We start from the raw sequence: 17687 nt of genomic DNA, 5'->3' as shown, positions 1-17687 counted from the left end.
AAGGGGAATTGACCCAAATACACTGTAAATTTTTGAATCATGACAGTTAATTGATAACCGTCAGGTTTTGAAATTCTTTATTAATCAATGTTTTGGGTTTATTGATTAAGAAATCGGGAATCTGAAAATTTTTTACAAAAAACTATGACACTGGAAGAAATTGCAGCTACATTAATAGAGTTATTTGATGCAGAAATAGTGCATAATATAGCACCTGGTTCTTGGCAAATTGAAACTCCTACTTTTCGTTTATTGGTATTACTTTCCGAAGATAATACTTGGTTGCGGCTATTACTTCCAATTATACCTCTACAAGAAGCCGAAGCATTTTTAACACAGTTCCTCGAAGCCAACTTTGATGATACTCAAGAAACACGTTATGCTTTGTATGATGGGGTAATATGGGGAGTATTTCAGCACAACAGCGGAACTTTAACTAGTGCAGACTTTGCTAATGCAATTGGACGACTTAAATCTTTATATCAAGTTGGTGTTAATGATGTCTTCAATCGACTGATAGAAACTCGTATCCGGCAAATTATTCAAGCTGCAAAACAACAAGGACAATCTCTACAAGCAACAATGCAAAATTTAGATCGTTTTTATGCAGAAGGTTTATTAGGAGAAATAGACCAAAATGCAGCAGCAAGAGAACAAGTTTTAACAGCTTGGAGAAGTCAGTTAGAAAAGCTTTGGGATGAATAATATTATTTGTATATCAGGTGACAGTCTGAAAAGTCTTTTGGTGTCCTAAATACCCTCTCTGTTGCTATAAAAATATTGATCTGTGTAGGTTGGGTTGACGTAAGAAAACCCAACATTTTTGTAAATTTATTTGGCTTTTTCATCAAATTTCTAATTGATGTATGAATTATTATTTTTTCATATTCAGATTCAGCTACGCCAAACTTGATCTAAAACAGTACCATCTGCTGCCACTAATTCAATATATAAAGGCATTTTTCCCATGGCGTGGGTTGAACAACTCAAACAGGGATCAAAAGCCCGAATTCCTGCCTCAACACGATTTAAGATGCCTTGATTAATTTCACTACCTTGGATAAAATGCCTAGCAATTTGGGCAACTGTACGATTCATTGCGAGATTATTTTGCCCCGTAGCAATTACCAAATTTACTTTTTGCATCAAGCCATTTTCATCAACTTGATAATGATGAAATAATATGCCTCTCGGTGCTTCACTTGCACCAACTCCTACTAATTGATTAATCCCAGCTTCGGCACGTAAATGAGTTGATAAAATATCAGGATCATCTAATAAAATTTCTATTTTTTCAATACAGGCTAAAATTTCAATTAACCGGGCGTAATGATAGAAAAAAGATGATTTTACAGTGCCATTATCATGACTACGAAACTCTCTTAATTCTTGATCAGCTAAAGGTGTACCAATGTGGCTACAAATATTTAATCTAGCCAATGGACCAACGCGATACATTCCACTATCTAAACGACAATGGTCACTTTTATCAGGATAGCCCAAAGGACGATAATAAGGAGATTTTAAATAAGAATCGGTTTGAACTGCTTCACCAATAAATTCCTGAAAGTTAGTGGGATCAAGATGATCAGCAACAATATTACCTCCACTATCAACAAAGCGAATATGTCCGTCGTAAGTTTCCCATAAACCTTTATCAGTGACTAATCCCATAAACAAGCTGGGGAAATTACCAAAAGTTTGAGCTTCTTTTTCATACTTTTTGAGAAGTCCTTTAAATAAACCAATGGCATTAATAATAATAGTGCGGACTTGGGGAATCCGTTCTTGAATGTGACTGCGTGCTTCTGAAGTTAAGGGATCACGCACTCCACCAGGAACAGCCCAAGAGGGATGAATTTTTTTTCCCCCTAGTAATTCAATTATCTCTTGCCCAAACTGACGTAAACGAATCCCACCTCTGGCTAATTCTGGTTCAGCTGCAATTAACCCAAATATATTACGTTTTTCAGGGTCACTATCCATGCCTAATAATAAGTCCGGGGCGCTGAGGTGAAAGAAACTGAGGGCATGGGATTGGAGAATTTGTCCTAAATTCATTAAGCGGCGGAGTTGAGTGGCTGCGGTGGGGATTCTACAAGCAAGAATGCGATCGCCTGCTTTGGCCGAAGCCAACAAGTGACTAACTGGACAAATACCACAAATCCGGGCAGTAATTCCCGGCATTTCCCAAAGGGGACGGCCGACACAAAACCTTTCAAATCCCCGAAATTCTGTGACATGAAATCGCGCATCGCTGACTTGTCCAAAATCATCCAGATAAATGCTAATTTTGGCGTGTCCTTCAATGCGTGTCACCGGATCAATAACTATTGTTTTCATTAGTAATTAGTAATTGATTACAGATTAAATGTTCTTGTTTCCAAAGCCTCTGGATACTGATCACAATAATCTTCAAAGGCTGAGATTAGGGGCTTTTCAGATCGTTGGTGGGCAATTTCGGCTTGTATCTCTTCCACCACATCCCAAGCGGCTGCACATTCGCTGGAATTGATGCCTTTTTCAGCACAAACAAGACGAGACTTTTTAATTTCATCTTGCAATTCTTGTTCTAAGAGAATTGTTCTAGGTTTTTCTAGACAACTACTCCGAGCTAAAATATCAGTAAGTGAGATTATTCCTAATAGATGGCCGCTAATAACAGGCGCACGACGAAGATGATGATTAGCAAATAATCTGGCTACATATTCAACACTTAATTCAGGATTGACCACAATACAAGGTTTAGTCATGATTTCATAGACACGCACTTTGTTTGGGTCTTTACTATAGGCAATGACTTTATAAACAATGTCACTTTCGGTGATAATACCATAAGCATCTTGTTCATGACGACGATCTACAATTAAGGCTCGCCAATCTCTTGCACGCATTAAATTAACAGCTTCTTTAACTGTTGCTGAACTGCGAATCATGGCTACATCTTTGGTCATTACATCTGCTGCTGTTAACATGGTCAACCTCGTTCAATATTCAAGATTTGTTTGTGAAATTATCTAAAATCTCAACTTGATTAAATTAGCCAAACTTAATGATTTCTCTGCCGGCTATTAGTGGTTTTTCTCCCTTTAATAATGATTCAAGAACAGCGCGAATATTAGGCGCAGAGGGTGGACAACCAGGTAAATAAATATCAACCGCTACTACTTGATGAACGGGTAATACTTTGTCAACCAAAGGTGGAATAATCCCCGGTGCGTGGGGAATTTGGGGGTTGATATCGGCTGTTTCTATATAACTACGCTGAAGAACTATTTCCGCACTACCTAAGGGATTACGTAAAGCCGTAACATTGCCAGTGATAGCGCAATCACCAAAGGAAATTATTGTTTGGGTGCGTTCTCTAATTTTGTGGATTAATTCTAGATGTTGTTCGTTAGCTATAGCACCTTCTATTAAAACTACATCCACACCTTTTGGATATTCCTTAACATCAACAAAGGGACTATAAACCACATCTACTTGAGCGGATAAATCAATCAACCATTCGTCTAAATCGAGAAATGACATATGACAACCTGAACATCCACCTAACCATACTGTCGCTAATTTCAAACAAATTACCTCGCTTGGCTGCAAATTTAATTTAAATAGGACTTACGCACACCTCATGGAAAAACTAACCACAGAGGCACAGAGAAATGATGATTCAACCGGATATGATATCAGTTGTCATTAACAATTGCCATTCCTGAACTACAGATGGGGGAACAGAGATATTAATGGAGTTTGCATCAGGTAAAGGTATTGCTAATGTTAACTGTTCATTTGGTAATTCTGGCAAGATATTTGTCAGATCATATTGACCGACAGTTGGTGCTGGTGCTTGATCCAAAAACACATCAGCAGCATTCCAAACCTTACCTGTATTTGAAGTTATTTTTAAAGGTTGGGGGTGAGTTAATTCAGCAGAACCAGGAAAGCCAATTAACCGCAAATTTATATGAGATTGTTGACTTGGATGCACTTGTTTAAATAAGACAACCTGCCATACCTTTCCTGATTGATCATCTAATTTTATTTGTGAGCGATAAACAATTTCTCCTGGTGCTTCTTCAAAACTAGTGACAGCAGCAATTGCTTTCCCCTGGAAGTTTCCTAAACCTGGGAAGATCAAGATGATTAAAATTCCCAGAGTTAGCATCCATAAGCATCTTTTTCTAATCCTGTTTAACATCAGCTTTCTCTTTGACTCATTGGTGTTTTATCCTTTAAAAATTCCATTGTTTTTTCTCTCTAGCTGTAACTAAAAAATCGATTTTGGCGCGATTATGTTTCATTTCCCCAACACTTGAACCTTGATTAAATAGCGCCCCTGTGGGACAAGCATTGACGCATTTACCGCAGGAAGTACAAGTTTGTGAAGTTCCCCAAGGCTGGTTTAAATCAGTAATTACATGAGATTTTGAACCCCTTCCTGCCATATCCCAAGTATGAGCGCCTTCGATTTCATCACATACACGAATACAGCGAGTACAAAGAACACATCTGTTATGATCTATGCCAAAAAGTTCATGGGAAATATCTACAGCACGGTCAGGAAATTGATATTTTAATCTGACGTGATCCATACCCATTTCTATAGCTAAATCTTGCAATTCACAATTGCCATTGGCAACGCAAACTGAGCAAATGTGATTACCTTCGGCAAATAGCATTTCAATAATAGTACGACGGTATTTTTGCAAGCGATCGCTATGAGTTATCACCTCCATTCCTTCTGACACCTTAGTCACACAAGCTGGTTGCAGCTTATTACTCCCAGCAATTTCCACCAAACATAGCCGACAAGCCCCCACATCTCCCACACCCTCAAGATGACAAAGTGTAGGTAAATGAATTCCAGCCTCTTGCGCTGCTTTTAGTACAGTTTCTTCCTCACGGGCGCTAATTAATTCACCATTTATAGTCAGTGTTTTGACAGCCATAAGGGTAATTTATTAATGACTAGTGACTAATGCTAAATATTCATCACGGAAATAACGCAAAGTACTAAAAACCGGATTTGGTGCAGACTGTCCCAAACCACATAGACTTGTGTGTTTCACCATGTCGCACAGTTCCTCCAGCAGTTCTAAATCAGCGTGTTTTGCTTCTCCTTGACTAATCTTCGTTAACAACTCATGTAATTGCAGAGTTCCGACCCGACAAGGAATGCACTTACCGCAGGATTCATCCATGCAAAATTCCATGAAAAAGCGGGCAACATCGACCATATTTGTAGTTTGATCCATGACAATCATGCCCCCAGAACCCATAATGGAACCCAGATTGCTCAAGGATTCATAATCTACAGGTGTATCAAAGGCCGAAGCGGGAATACATCCCCCCGAAGGACCACCAGTTTGTACTGCTTTAGCAATACCGCCAGATGGAATACCTCCTCCCATTTCTTCAACAATCTGCCGTAATGATGTCCCCATCGGCACTTCTATCAAACCCGTATTGCAGATTTGACCGGCCATAGCAAAAACCTTTGTCCCTTTACTTTTCGCCGTACCAATACCAGCAAACCAATCAGCACCTTTGCGGATAATCGGTGAGATATTGGCAAAGGTTTCGACATTGTTAATTAAGGTGGGATCACCCCATAAACCAGAATTAGCGGGATATGGTGGACGAGGGGAAGGAAGGCCGCGTTTTCCTTCAATTGAAGCCATTAAAGCGGTTTCTTCTCCGCAGACATAAGCCCCCGCACCGATGCGAATTTCGACTTTAAAATCAAAATGAGATTCAAAGATTTGACTACCTAAGAGTCCCAGACGTTGGGCTTGGTGAATAGCAGTTTCCAGGCGACTAATAGCAATGGGATATTCTGCCCGAATATAAATGTAACCTTGATTTGCACCGACGGCATAGGCTGCGATCGCCATTCCTTCTAAAACCCGATGAGGATCACTTTCTAAAATACTCCGATCCATAAATGCCCCAGGATCTCCCTCATCAGCATTGCAAATTACAAACTTTCTTTCACCTTGAGACTTGGCAACTGTTGCCCATTTTAAACCTGTGGGATAACCAGCCCCACCTCGTCCTCGTAACCCACTTTTAGTAATTGTCTCTACCACTTGATTGGGTTTCATCTCCCGCAGCACATGATAAAGGGCTTGATAACCATCAGCTGCAATGTAAGCTTGAATGCGTTCTGGGTCGATTTTGCCGCTGTTTTCCAAGACAATAGATAGTTGATGCCTAAAAAACGGCTGATTTAAATCTCCTGATTGTAAATTGGTTTTTTCTCCATTGACTGCGGCAATTATTGCTGGTGCATCCTCTGGGGTGACTTTCTGATAAAGCTTTGTCTCGGTGGGATTTGCTTGGTTATCGACCCTGACTAAAGTTCCTTGACAGCACAGACGCATACACCCAACACCAGAGACTTGGATTGTGTCTTGCAAACCCGCAGTTTTGACAAATGCATCAAGATTTTGCTTGACAGCTTGGGAATTAGCAGACAAACAACCAGCAGCGGTGCAGCAGCTAATCTGTATAGGTTTTACTTGGGAACGTTCTTTTTCAGCTATTTCTAATAATTCAGCCAGTTCCATGTTGCCACCATCCTTGAACAAGTTCACAGACTGATTCCGGTGTTTGATGTCCTAAAATTGTGCCATCAAACACTACAGCAGGTGCAATTCCACAAGCCCCCAAACACCTAGCAGTCATTAGGGAAATTTGACCATCTGATGTTGTTTCTCCAGCACGAGTCTGGGTAGATTTTTCTACACTAGCTAAAATTGCTTGCGCCCCTTTCACATAACAAGCTGTACCTGTACACACTACGCAGTTATGTACTCCCTTAGGTGTTAGAGAAAATAAATGATAGAAAGTTGCTACTCCATAAACCCGACTTGGTGGTAATTTGAGACTATGGGCAATGTAAAGCAATAAATCAGTTTCTAAATAGCCAAAAATTTCCGAACCCCGATGGAGAATTTCAATTAATGCATCTTGTTGATATTGATGACGCTTAATTGTTGCATCTAGCATCTTTAACCGTTTATCTCCACTGGGATGAGTATATTTAGGTGGAATAGAGGTTTTCATTCTCAAATCACCAATTACATCAGGTTCGCTTGATTACTTTAAGTCTTATGCAAAAAAACTCAAACTCTTATTTTTCCTTGTCTTCTGCGGTGAGATATTTTTTGACTTGTGCATAAAGTCCTATACTTATCAAAAACAAATCTCCCTCTCTCCGCCTCAGCTTTAAACCAAAAATAATATTACCGTTTTAGTTAGCCACGCTTGTGGTTTCTAGTTTCACTGCTGTGGGTTTGAGATGAGTCGGAAAATGTATAATATGCACTGAACAAGGAGCATGATGTAAAACATAATTACTCACGCTACCAAGTACTAGTTCTGTTAGTCCAGAACGACCTCGCCGCCCCATGACAATCAAATCAGCATTCCAGGTTGTAGCTAATTGACAAATCTTGCGGCCAGGATTACCAGTGTTTTGAGTAAATTCCGCAGTGATTCCGGCTGTGTTTGCTTGGGCGCACCAAGACTGTAACATCTGCAAACTTTCGTTTTTAAAGGCTTCCCATTGTTGTTGATATAACTTAAAACCTTGCTCATTCCAACCTGGATAATAGTCAATGTTAGGAGCAATCATCAAGTCAGGACTCTCCTCTTCTTCTGGAGATAGGACGTGCAGTAGCATTAATTTAGCCGATGTTAGCTTTGATAATGCCAAAGATTGTTCAAAAACAGACTGTCCCATTTCCGAGCGATCTAATGCAACTATAATTTTGTTAAACATAGAGGCCTCCATTCCTGCTTACTGCTTTGTTTATAAATCAACAATTTGAGGAAATTGTGAGGATGGATTTTTCTACTACTCCCTTTCCAGCGTTAGATTATTTATCTTCTTCCTATACCTACTCCCTTCCTAGTGTAAGATTAGCTATCTTCTTATTTCTTTACTTCGCGTCCTTTGCGTCTTTGCGGTTCATTTAATTGAGACTATCGACATTATTTCTTAAAAGCATTCCTATTACCATATATCTTAAGCTTGATATATTTTTAAATAAATTAACTTAAATTAATACCTCAGATATAATCTGAAACTTATTTGAGTTCTGGACAATTAATCATCACTCATTCTAATATAAAATGGTTTGCTTTATATCCAACTTTTAAAAGTATTACATCAGGGAAGCATTGAAGATGAAGATATTAATTGTTGAAGATGATGAATTAAATGCCTATGCACTCACAGCGGTTCTCACTGACCAAAATTATGCCGTTGAAGTAGCGAGTGACGGAGATGCAGCTTGGGATTTAATCACAACTTACGATTATGATTTAATTCTTTTGGATGTAATGCTGCCGAAGTTGGACGGTATTAGTTTATGTCGGAAAATTAGGTCTAGTGGTCGGCCAGTACCAATTTTATTATTAACCGGATGCGATCGCTCTCACGACAAAGCCATCGGTTTGGATGCAGGTGCAGATGACTATGTAGTTAAACCATTTGATCAAGAAGAATTAGTGGCACGTGTCCGGGCATTATTACGCCGAGGTAGTATAACTGCACAACCTATCCTAGAGTGGGGAAATTTAAAACTAGATCCGAGTAACTGTGAAGTCACCTATGCCCAAAATTTACTCTCACTCACACCTAAAGAATATGCTCTATTAGAATTATTTTTGCGAAATCATCGCCGGGTATTTAGCTGTGGCATGATTTTAGATCATCTTTGGTCCTATGAAGACACACCAGGAGAAGAAGCCGTTCGTACCCATATTAAAGGACTGCGAATGAAGCTGAGAGGCGTAGGCGCTAACAGTGATTTAATAGAAACAGTATATGGAATTGGCTATCGCCTCAAAGCACTGGAAGAAGATACTCATTTACAATCCCATTTAAAATCCCAGCCAACTTTCACAGCCATTGCAGATATTTGGCAACGTTTTCGAGGGCGGGTTAATGAACAAGTGAACATCATAGAACAAGCTGCACAGCCAACTTTAAACCCAGAATTACGTTCACAAGCCGCCCAAGAAGCACACACCTTAGCAGGTTCTTTAGGAACTTTTGGTTTACCTTTGGGTTCACAATTAGCCAGAAAAATTGAGAAGATACTGAAATCTGCTAAAAATTTCCATGCCACTGATACGAACAATTTACAAAATTTGGTCAACCTACTGCGTCAGGAAATCGAAAGCAAAGATCAACAAAACCTATCCCTACCAACAGCTAAAAATCATCAAAATTCCTTAGTTGTGGGTGAAGAATTATCTCCAGAAGCCGCTAAAGCAAATATTTTGGTTGTAGATGATGACCCGCAAATTCTCCCATTATTACAAACCTTACTCACACCTTGGGGTTTTCGGGTTATTTCTCTGAGTGACCCTCGTCAGTTTTGGGTAACTCTAGAAACTGAAAAGCCAGATATGTTAATTCTAGATGTAGAAATGCCCTATAACAACGGGATTGAACTTTGCCAAATAGTACGCAGCGATTCCCAATGGAGTGAGTTACCTATCCTCTTTTTCACTGTTCATAACGATACAGAAATGGTGAATCAGGTGTTTAGTGCTGGTGCTGATGATTTTGTTAGCAAACCCATCATTGGAGCCGAACTGGTAACTAGAATTATCAACCGTTTAGAACGGGTGAAACTCAGACAGCGCATGACTCAAACCCAGCATAAAGTTAATGACGAGCTAGAATTAAGAGTAGCAGAGCGTACAGCGGAGTTAATGACTGTTAATCATCATTTACGGTCAGAACTGGATGAGAGACTGCAAACACAGGAAGCTTTGCGGGTTTCCCAAACTCGCTTTGAAGGAATTTTGGGGATTGCTGATGATGCGATTATTTCTATTGATAGCAATCAGCAAATTACTTTATTTAACCAAGGTGCAGAAAAGATTTTTGGTTATTTGTCGGAAGAGGTTTTAGGTAAAAAGCTGGATTTACTATTACCAGTGCGCTTTGCTGAACAACATCGTCATCATGTGGTGGACTTTGGTAAATCTCCCAGTCCAGCCCGAAGAATGGGTGAAAGACGCGAAATATTTGGTCGTCGCAAAGATGGAACTGAGTTTCCGTCAGAGGCTTCTATCTCTAAATTAGATATTGATCAGGAATGTGTATATACCGTCATTTTGCGTGATATCACTGAGCGCAAGCAAGTGGAACGAATGAAAGATGAGTTTGTGTCTGTGGTGAGTCATGAACTTCGTACTCCTCTGACTTCAATTCATGGTTCTTTAGGAATGTTAGCTAGTGGTTTGCTACCAACAGACTCAGAGCAGGGGAAACGCTTGCTACAAATTGCTACTGATAGTACTGAGCGCTTGGTCAGGCTAATTAACGATATTCTCGACATTGAGCGAATTGAATCAGGTAAGGTAAAAATGGAGCAAGAAATCTGCAATATGGAGGAGTTAATTGCTTCAGCAGTGAATATTATGCAGCCTCTAGCAGCTAAGGCTGAGGTGAGTTTATCAATTTCTAGCTTACCTGTTCAACTCTGGGCTGATCCAGATCGCATTGTTCAAACTTTGACGAATTTGTTGAGTAATGCTATTAAATTTTCTCATTCTGGTGCTAAGGTTTGGTTAATAGCAAAACAACAAGAAGATCAGGTGTTGTTAACAATTAAGGATCAAGGTCGGGGAATCCCCAACGACAAACTCAACAGTATTTTTGAGCGCTTTCAACAGGTTGATTCTTCAGATTCACGCAATCACGAGGGAACTGGTTTAGGTTTGGCAATTTGCAAAAGTATTGTCCAGCAACATGGTGGTAGTATTTGGGTAGAAAGTGTTTTAAATGAAGGTAGTAGTTTTTATGTGAAACTGCCGATTTTAGTCACTCCCTACAGTGCAGAATCGGAACAGTCTACTACCTCAGAACCAATCATTATCAATCAACACTATCCTCTCGTGTTAGTTTGTGATGATGATGCGGTGATTCGCACAGAGTTACAAACTTTGTTAGAACAAGGAGGATATCGAGTGATTACATCTGCTAGAGGTGAGGAATTAGGAAATACGGAATTTTTGACTAAAGGACGAGTTATAAATCATGAATTTGAACAACGGGTGATGTATTTGTTGCACAAAATGACAGATAATTCGTAATTCGTAATCCGTAATTAATAAAACGTAATTCTTAATTAATAAAATGACAACAAAGCGAATTCTAGTAGTTGATAATGAGCTATACATTCAAGAAGTAGCGAAGATTTGTTTAGAAACAGTCGCAGCTTGGGAAGTGGTAACTGCAAGTTCTGGAAAAGAGGGAATCATACAAGCTGAGATTTACCAACCAGATGCAATTTTACTAGATGTGATGATGCCAGATATGGATGGACTGGCTGCTTTTGAAAATTTACAAGCAAATCCAGCAACTAAAGAGATTCCAGTGATTTTGTTAACTGCGAAAATCCAAGCTACTGATCGTCGTCGCTATACTCAATTGGGGATCAAGAGTGCGATCGCTAAACCGTTTAATCCGCTAGAATTAGCTGGTCAAGTAGCAGCGGCTTTAGGTTGGAGTTTTGGAGAAGTAGAAGAATAATAACCTCTTATAGAATTATTTAAATGCCACTCCCGTTTAACTTTCCACGGTCTACCGGATTTTGCTATTGAAATCGATTTATACTAATTTACTCAAATAGCCATCGCCTGAATTTCGACCCCTCAAAACTTTTGAAACACCTCTGATGGATTAAATCAACAAGTTCATCAAGATGTTACAGATGTAGAATTTTTAGAACTGATTCAAGAATTTAATCAAATGTTAGCACGATTAGAACGCAGTTTTAAATATAGCATTTCCTAGTCTAATGAAGTACAAAATTATCTGCGTTTATCTGCGTCCATCTGTCTTGAAAAGTTTCCTACGCCGGGAAACCCGGCTTCGAGGAACTTTTCGCTGCGTTTAATTATTACTGCTTGTACCTCACTTGAATGGGAATTGCTATAAGCATCTCGTTTTACTGGTGATGCAGACATGAATTAAAAACTCCTTTAGCAATTTTACAAGGTGAATTAGAAAGAACTTTACAACAAGTAGAAATGGGTTCAGATCATGACAAATAATTCATTAATGCTCTAGATAAACATTGTAAATTCTAATTTTAATTTAATGTTATTAACATACATAAAAATAGATATACTGGAGCAATCATGCCAAAACGTATTCTGGTAGAAGTAAATAGTTGGTTTAAGCGAGATAGAATTGTACAGAACTTAGAAATTTTTCAAGACATTATCGTTATCTCTCTATGTGTAAGCTTATTCTGTGTGATGCTAATCAGATTAGGAGATATGTTTCTCTCATTTTTACATCCACTTGATTTACGGGAAGTAACATCTGATATTTTGTTTATCTTGATACTTGTGGAATTATTTCAACTCTTGATTGATTATATCCAAGAGCATAGTATATCTGTAGGTGCAGCGGTAGAAATTACTATTGTTTCTGCTTTACGTGAGATAATTTTACGAGGTGTGCTAGAAATTCCCCGTGAGCAAATTTTGGGAATTTCTGTATTTTTATTAGTATTGACTGGAATTTTTGTTGCTATTCCTTGGATATCTAAGTTGTTTGAACACGTCAAAATTGGCGAAGATTAAGGATTATATTGACAGCGGATGTCGATTAGACAATAAATCCGAAATTATTCCTGCATTTTTGAATCATGCAGGAATCTTTAATCTGGGCAAAAGTGTTTGATTTTTATAGCAACAGACAAGGCGGTTAAGACACTAATTGATTATAAAACCTAGACATCAAAAGACTTTTCAGGCTGTCACCTGTCACCTGCTATAGCTACGACTAAGGTAAAATAAACCCATATTTTTTAAATACAGCCTGTGCTTGATTAGTAGATAAAAATTGGGAGAATTCTTTAGCAGAATCAATTTTTTTGCTGCGTTTTAAAACTGCTAATGGATAGATAATGGGAGAGTGGTATTTTTCATCTGCCGCAACTACAACGTTTACCTGATTAGAAATTTTGGCATCAGTAGCATAAACTAAACCTGCATCAGCATTACCACTTTCTACAGATGCTAAAACTTGGCGCACGTTATTAGCAAAAACTAGTTTTGATTGCACCTGTGTCCAAATTTTCAACTTTTCTAATACTTGTTTAGCATATTGTCCTGCGGGTACACTTCTAGTTTCACCAATAGCAATTTTTTTGATTTTTGCGTCTTTAAGGTTGTAGAAACTAGAGACACCAACAACATTATTCGGTACAACCAAGACTAAACGGTTTTTAGCAATGATATGACGAGTACCTGGAACTAATAGTCCTTTTTGTTCTAAAGCATCTACTTGTCTTTTAGCCGCAGATATAAACATATCCGCCGGCGCACCTTGTTCGATTTGTTGCTGTAATGCACCGGAAGATCCAAAGTTATAACTGATATTGACGTTTGGTTGAGTTTGCTGGTAAAGGGGCTTAATTTCTTCCATTACGTCTTTTAAACTAGCAGCAGCGGAAATAAGCAAATTATTATTAGACTGCGCTACTACAGCAGAAGGTCTTAAGGTTGGTAAGCCAATTGCAAGTAGTAAGGTAGCTAATGCTGTAGTAATTAAAACTAAAAATCTTCTTCTTTTCACTAGGAAACTAAGCGTAGATAAATTTTGGCTCATGAATTAACACTCAGTAGAATTCTACCAAGAATATCATATTTTTACCAATAAAACTGGTAACTCTGTTAAGAAAGAGAAATAAATTCAAAATAATGCAAAATATTGTGTGTTGTTAGATGATAAATACCAATTTAATTGGTTAAATTTACCTATAAAGTTGGTATTAAGGATTTGAGCTATCATATCAAGTCCGGCTAATTGCTTATCAAAAAAACTCTCCGCGTCTCCGCGTCAGCCCTAATGATAAGTCTTTAACCGGACATGATATCAGATGTATCATTGGTGCGTTAGGCTTTCATAACGCACCATCAAAATTAGCAGTTCCTTAAGACTTAGTTTCCTGAGTCTGTGCATTAATCACTGCACTCCAATCATCGTTCTTCACAGTAACTTCACTTACATCTACCCTTTCGGCTTCTTTGAAAAGAGTTGTATCTGCCATTGCTTTTCGCAACTTTAGCTTTTTCTCCTCATAAGCTTGGCGTTCAGTGTCTGACATTACCGACTTAGCAACTTCACCTACGGTACTCGCCCACATTCCCCCCTCACCAGCATTACCACTGGGAATAGTCTCCAGTTCTGCTATCCAAGCATTGCGTAAATCTTCCATTTCTTGCCGTTTGGGAAATTTGAAGGGTTGGACACGTACAAAAGCACACTTGTGGTGGCCATTTTGGGTAACATGGCCGTTAAGCGAAAGCAGCACATTACGGGAATAGCCAATGTACTGCGTACAACGTTCATTATCCAACACTGCATACACGCCTGCAATCTTCGCATTAGTTGCAATTGCCCGCCAGGCTTCTAAAGAAATAATTTCTGTCTCATCATTTGCCGTCTGTGGCGTTATACTCACGTCAGTGGCAGTGTGTTCATCCTCAGAACTATACAAAAAATTATGTAGTCCTTGGTGAGCAACAGGTACATTTTGATGTTCAATTGACAAATTGTTTTGAGTTTCCATGACAGTTATTGTTTGAAGTATTCTATTGAGAATAATATATATGAATAAATTAACGCCCATAACGCCTAAAAATTGGCTACTTATTCAACAGCGATTAACGCCTTATTTATTTTTACTCCCCGCCTTAATTATTTTAGGATTAACCGTTTTTTATCCAGCAATACAAGCTTTTTACCTTAGTTTTACTAGCTACCAAGATATTGGCGAACCTCCTAAATGGGTAGGTTTTGCTAATTTCTTGCGTTTATGGAAAGATGCAGTTTTTTGGAAAACCTTAGAAAACACATTTCTCTATCTAGTTGGAGTCGTACCAATTTTAGTAATTGCTCCTTTAATTTTAGCAATTTTGGTAAATCAAAAATTGCGAGGCATGAATTGGTTTAGAACTGCATATTATACACCAGTTGTAATTTCTATGGTAGTCGCTGGGATAGCTTGGAAATGGTTGTATGCAGAAAATGGTTTACTAAATCAATTTTTCCAAACTTTAGGTATATTTCCTGAGGGAATTCCCTGGTTAACTAGTCCCGCCAAAATATTAGGAATTGTACCAATTTCTTTGGCCAGTGTAATGGCTGTAACTATTTGGAAAGGTCTAGGTTATTACATGGTAATTTATTTAGCGGGATTACAATCAATTCCTATTGATGTTTATGAAGCTGCGGCAATAGATGGTTCTGATGGTATTTGTAAACATTGGGATATTACTATACCTTTAATGCAGCCTTATTTAGCTTTAGTTGCGGTAATTTCGGCGATTTCAGCTACTAAGGTGTTTGAAGAAGTTTATATTATGACTGGAGGAGGTCCGCTCAATAGTTCTAAAACTATTGTTTACTATTTGTATGAACAAGCATTTAGTAATTTAGAAATTAGCTATGCTTGCACTATTGGCTTGGTGCTATTTTTAATTATTTTGAGTTTATCAATTTTGCGATTAGTTATCAATCAGCAAGATGGTAATAATCTAGGTATGTAATCCTGAGGTAATAAAATCAAAATGTCTATAGGAGTTTGGATATTAGGAGATCAACTTTGGGAACAACAAGCCGCATTACAAACTTGTTCAGCAACCCAAAAAACACCTGTAATTTTTATCGAGTCACTCAACCATATTCAAGAGAGAGCATACCATAAACAAAAGCTAGTTTTAGTTTGGTCTGCTATGCGTCATTTCGCTGAAGAATTGCAGCAAAAAGGCTATTTAGTAAGTTATGAAATTGCGGATGATTTTACTACACCATTACAAACATGGGTGAGAGATTATCATATTACTGAACTGCGGGTAATGATGCCCAATAATCACCCTTTCATGCAGATAATTGAAAATTTGCAACTTCCTTGTCAAATTAACCTTATTCCTAACAATCAATTTTTGTGGAGTCGAGAAGATTTTCATGGTTGGGCTAAAAATCGTAAACGCCTATTAATGGAAGATTTCTATCGACAAGGAAGGCGAAAATTTCAAATTTTAATGGATAAAGATCAACCAGTTGGAGGAAAGTGGAATTTAGATCAAGAAAACCGCCAACCACCAAAAGGAAAGTTAAATACACCACCTGCAAAATGGTTTCAACCTGATGAGATTACACTGGATGTAATTGCTAAAGTTAAATCTTTACCATTTGCAACTTATGGAGAAGTAGAACCTTTTTTATGGGGTGTTACTCGTCAACAAGCACTGAAGATATTAAACTGGTTTATTCAATATCGTTTACCTGATTTTGGTCCCTACCAAGATGCAATGGTAACAGGAGAAGAAACTATGTGGCACGCTTTACTTTCTCCTTATTTGAATCTGGGTTTATTACAACCTTTGGAAGTAATTACCGCAGCAGAACAAGCATATCAACAACATCAATTACCTTTAAATAGTGTAGAAGGCTTTATCCGTCAGGTGTTAGGTTGGCGAGAATATATGCATGGTATTTACCACTTTGTAGATAGAGAATATACAGAAAAAAATTGGTTTAACCACACCCAATCTTTACCTGAATTTTTCTGGACTGGTCAAACCCAAATGAATTGTTTGCACCAAATTCTTACTCAAGTGCAACGTACTGGTTATGCTCATCATATCCAAAGATTAATGGTATTAAGTAATTTTGCGTTAATAGCAGGACTTTCACCTCTAGAAGTAGAAAATTGGTTTCATGCAGCTTTTATTGATGCTTATGACTGGGTAATGCAAACAAATGTAATTGGTATGGGTTTATTTGCAGATGGGGGAATATTAGCATCTAAACCCTATGCCGCATCTGCTAATTATATCAATAAGATGAGTGACTATTGCAAAAGTTGTGTTTATAATTATAAAGAACGCACAGGTGAAAAAGCTTGTCCTTTTAACTTCTTTTACTGGAATTTTTTGGATAAAAACCGCTCGAAATTACAAACTCAAGGACGAATGAGTTTTATTTTAAAGAATTTAGATAAAATGTCATCAAATGAGTTACAGTCTATTCATCAACAAGCTAAAGATTGGCATATAAATCAGGAATGATCTATAGTTATAAATACCAAAAGTTCATTACTAACTGCTAACCATGAAAAACTTAATTTCCTCTATAGCTATCTTGGGAATTGCGGCTAATCTATTAGTTTCTGATCAGAGTATTGCCAAATCATCTAAAATTGAAGAATTCACGGTTGTAGGTAATGAACCATTTTGGAATATTACTGTTACTAAAGAGGGAATTGTCTTTAAGTTAATAGGAGAAAAACAACAAATATTTCCTTATACTGCACCATTACCAGCCCAAGGAAGACCGATAGATAAAGTGCGAGTATATCAACTCCAGGGAAAAGGAAGAAATATCTTAATTTTGAATAAAGTGAACGATTGCAGTGATACAATGTCGGATAATAAATATTCATATTCAGCTATTTTTATTATGGGTAATCAAGTTTTAGAAGGTTGTGCTGTGAAAAAATAATCCAGCCACAATTGATCGATTCCTAGTCTGCTGAAGTCTAAACTTATCTGTGTTAATTATATTCCAATACAGTTCAGTTAACAACTTGTTGATCTATTTTCTCTGTGTCCTCTGTGCCTCTGTGGTTCGGTTTAAA

At 38.0% G+C, this 17687-nt stretch carries 18 protein-coding genes; 7 read left to right on the top strand and 11 right to left on the bottom strand.

The genetic code is table 11. The features are described 5' to 3' along the window. The first annotated feature begins 144 nt into the window (after nt 1-144). Nucleotides 145-705: a leucine zipper domain-containing protein gene (locus ANA7108_RS0119040; RefSeq protein ID WP_016952408.1), complete on the top strand. Its 561-nt coding sequence runs from the start codon at nt 145-147 to the stop codon at nt 703-705. Nucleotides 706-894: 189 nt separating this feature from the next. Here the strand turns inward: ANA7108_RS0119040 and ANA7108_RS0119035 are convergent, their stop codons facing one another. From ANA7108_RS0119035 to ANA7108_RS0119000, 8 genes are all read right to left on the bottom strand, one after another. Continuing rightward, a complete protein-coding gene (locus tag ANA7108_RS0119035) occupies nt 895-2343 on the bottom strand; it encodes a Ni/Fe hydrogenase subunit alpha (protein ID WP_016952407.1) in 1449 nt (482 codons plus the stop codon). Between the two features lie 17 nt (nt 2344-2360). Beyond that, entirely contained in the window at nt 2361-2975 is a 615-nt protein-coding gene (locus ANA7108_RS0119030; protein ID WP_016952406.1) for a CBS domain-containing protein, read from the bottom strand. A gap of 64 nt (nt 2976-3039) precedes the next feature. After that, complete coding sequence (locus ANA7108_RS0119025; RefSeq protein WP_255344985.1) at nt 3040-3576, bottom strand: oxidoreductase; 537 nt, start codon at nt 3574-3576, stop codon at nt 3040-3042. 94 nt (nt 3577-3670) lie between these two features. Then, nucleotides 3671-4198 carry a DUF3122 domain-containing protein gene (locus ANA7108_RS0119020; protein ID WP_026104309.1) on the bottom strand — a complete coding sequence of 176 codons (528 nt, stop codon included), beginning with the start codon at nt 4196-4198 and terminating at the stop codon, nt 3671-3673. A 34-nt stretch (nt 4199-4232) separates the two neighbouring features. Beyond that, nucleotides 4233-4949 carry a bidirectional hydrogenase complex protein HoxU gene (gene hoxU / locus ANA7108_RS0119015; protein WP_016952403.1) on the bottom strand — a complete coding sequence of 239 codons (717 nt, stop codon included), beginning with the start codon at nt 4947-4949 and terminating at the stop codon, nt 4233-4235. A gap of 12 nt (nt 4950-4961) precedes the next feature. After that, nucleotides 4962-6569 carry an NADH-quinone oxidoreductase subunit NuoF gene (gene nuoF, locus ANA7108_RS0119010; RefSeq protein WP_016952402.1) on the bottom strand — a complete coding sequence of 536 codons (1608 nt, stop codon included), beginning with the start codon at nt 6567-6569 and terminating at the stop codon, nt 4962-4964. Beyond that, the gene (gene hoxE, locus ANA7108_RS0119005; protein ID WP_016952401.1) at nt 6556-7068 is read right to left on the bottom strand and encodes a bidirectional hydrogenase complex protein HoxE; all 513 of its coding nucleotides are present in this window, start codon (nt 7066-7068) and stop codon (nt 6556-6558) included. The genes nuoF and hoxE overlap by 14 nt, the downstream gene beginning before the upstream one ends. A gap of 187 nt (nt 7069-7255) precedes the next feature. Then, a complete protein-coding gene (locus tag ANA7108_RS0119000; RefSeq protein ID WP_016952400.1) occupies nt 7256-7786 on the bottom strand; it encodes a universal stress protein in 531 nt (176 codons plus the stop codon). Nucleotides 7787-8193: 407 nt separating this feature from the next. Here ANA7108_RS0119000 and ANA7108_RS0118995 point away from each other — a divergent pair, with 407 nt between their 5' ends. Both ANA7108_RS0118995 and ANA7108_RS0118990 read left to right on the top strand, forming a co-directional pair. Further along, nucleotides 8194-11121: a response regulator gene (locus ANA7108_RS0118995; protein WP_016952399.1), complete on the top strand. Its 2928-nt coding sequence runs from the start codon at nt 8194-8196 to the stop codon at nt 11119-11121. Nucleotides 11122-11164: 43 nt separating this feature from the next. Beyond that, nucleotides 11165-11560 (top strand): response regulator, encoded by a 396-nt coding sequence (locus ANA7108_RS0118990; protein WP_016952398.1) that lies wholly within the window; start codon nt 11165-11167, stop codon nt 11558-11560. 281 nt (nt 11561-11841) lie between these two features. On the opposite strand, the gene ANA7108_RS30575 is transcribed toward ANA7108_RS0118990, so the two are convergent. Further along, entirely contained in the window at nt 11842-11997 is a 156-nt protein-coding gene (locus ANA7108_RS30575) for a hypothetical protein (RefSeq protein ID WP_192815417.1), read from the bottom strand. Between the two features lie 174 nt (nt 11998-12171). Between ANA7108_RS30575 and ANA7108_RS0118985 the strand changes: the two genes are divergently transcribed. After that, nucleotides 12172-12621 (top strand): phosphate-starvation-inducible PsiE family protein, encoded by a 450-nt coding sequence (locus tag ANA7108_RS0118985; RefSeq protein ID WP_016952397.1) that lies wholly within the window; start codon nt 12172-12174, stop codon nt 12619-12621. Between the two features lie 202 nt (nt 12622-12823). On the opposite strand, the gene modA is transcribed toward ANA7108_RS0118985, so the two are convergent. Both modA and ANA7108_RS0118975 read right to left on the bottom strand, forming a co-directional pair. After that, nucleotides 12824-13618, bottom strand: coding sequence for a molybdate ABC transporter substrate-binding protein (gene modA, locus ANA7108_RS0118980; protein WP_026104308.1), 795 nt, complete (start codon nt 13616-13618; stop codon nt 12824-12826). Nucleotides 13619-13976: 358 nt separating this feature from the next. Further along, nucleotides 13977-14615 carry a GIY-YIG nuclease family protein gene (locus ANA7108_RS0118975; RefSeq protein WP_026104307.1) on the bottom strand — a complete coding sequence of 213 codons (639 nt, stop codon included), beginning with the start codon at nt 14613-14615 and terminating at the stop codon, nt 13977-13979. A gap of 40 nt (nt 14616-14655) precedes the next feature. On the opposite strand from ANA7108_RS0118975, the gene ANA7108_RS0118970 reads away from it, so the two are divergent. The 3 genes from ANA7108_RS0118970 to ANA7108_RS0118960 are packed head-to-tail and all read left to right on the top strand — an operon-like array spanning nt 14656 to nt 17551. Next, a complete protein-coding gene (locus tag ANA7108_RS0118970; RefSeq protein WP_016952394.1) occupies nt 14656-15594 on the top strand; it encodes a carbohydrate ABC transporter permease in 939 nt (312 codons plus the stop codon). A 21-nt stretch (nt 15595-15615) separates the two neighbouring features. Further along, nucleotides 15616-17118, top strand: a complete 1503-nt coding sequence (locus ANA7108_RS0118965; RefSeq protein ID WP_016952393.1) for a cryptochrome/photolyase family protein — start codon at nt 15616-15618, stop codon at nt 17116-17118. A 43-nt stretch (nt 17119-17161) separates the two neighbouring features. Continuing rightward, complete coding sequence (locus ANA7108_RS0118960; protein ID WP_016952392.1) at nt 17162-17551, top strand: COG3650 family protein; 390 nt, start codon at nt 17162-17164, stop codon at nt 17549-17551. Nucleotides 17552-17687 lie beyond the last annotated feature (136 nt).

It is taken from the genome of Anabaena sp. PCC 7108 (assembly GCF_000332135.1).
Classification (GTDB): Bacteria; Cyanobacteriota; Cyanobacteriia; order Cyanobacteriales; family Nostocaceae; genus Anabaena.
The sequence above is the reverse complement of the archived record's forward strand: the minus strand, read 5'-3'. Positions and strand labels throughout refer to the sequence as shown.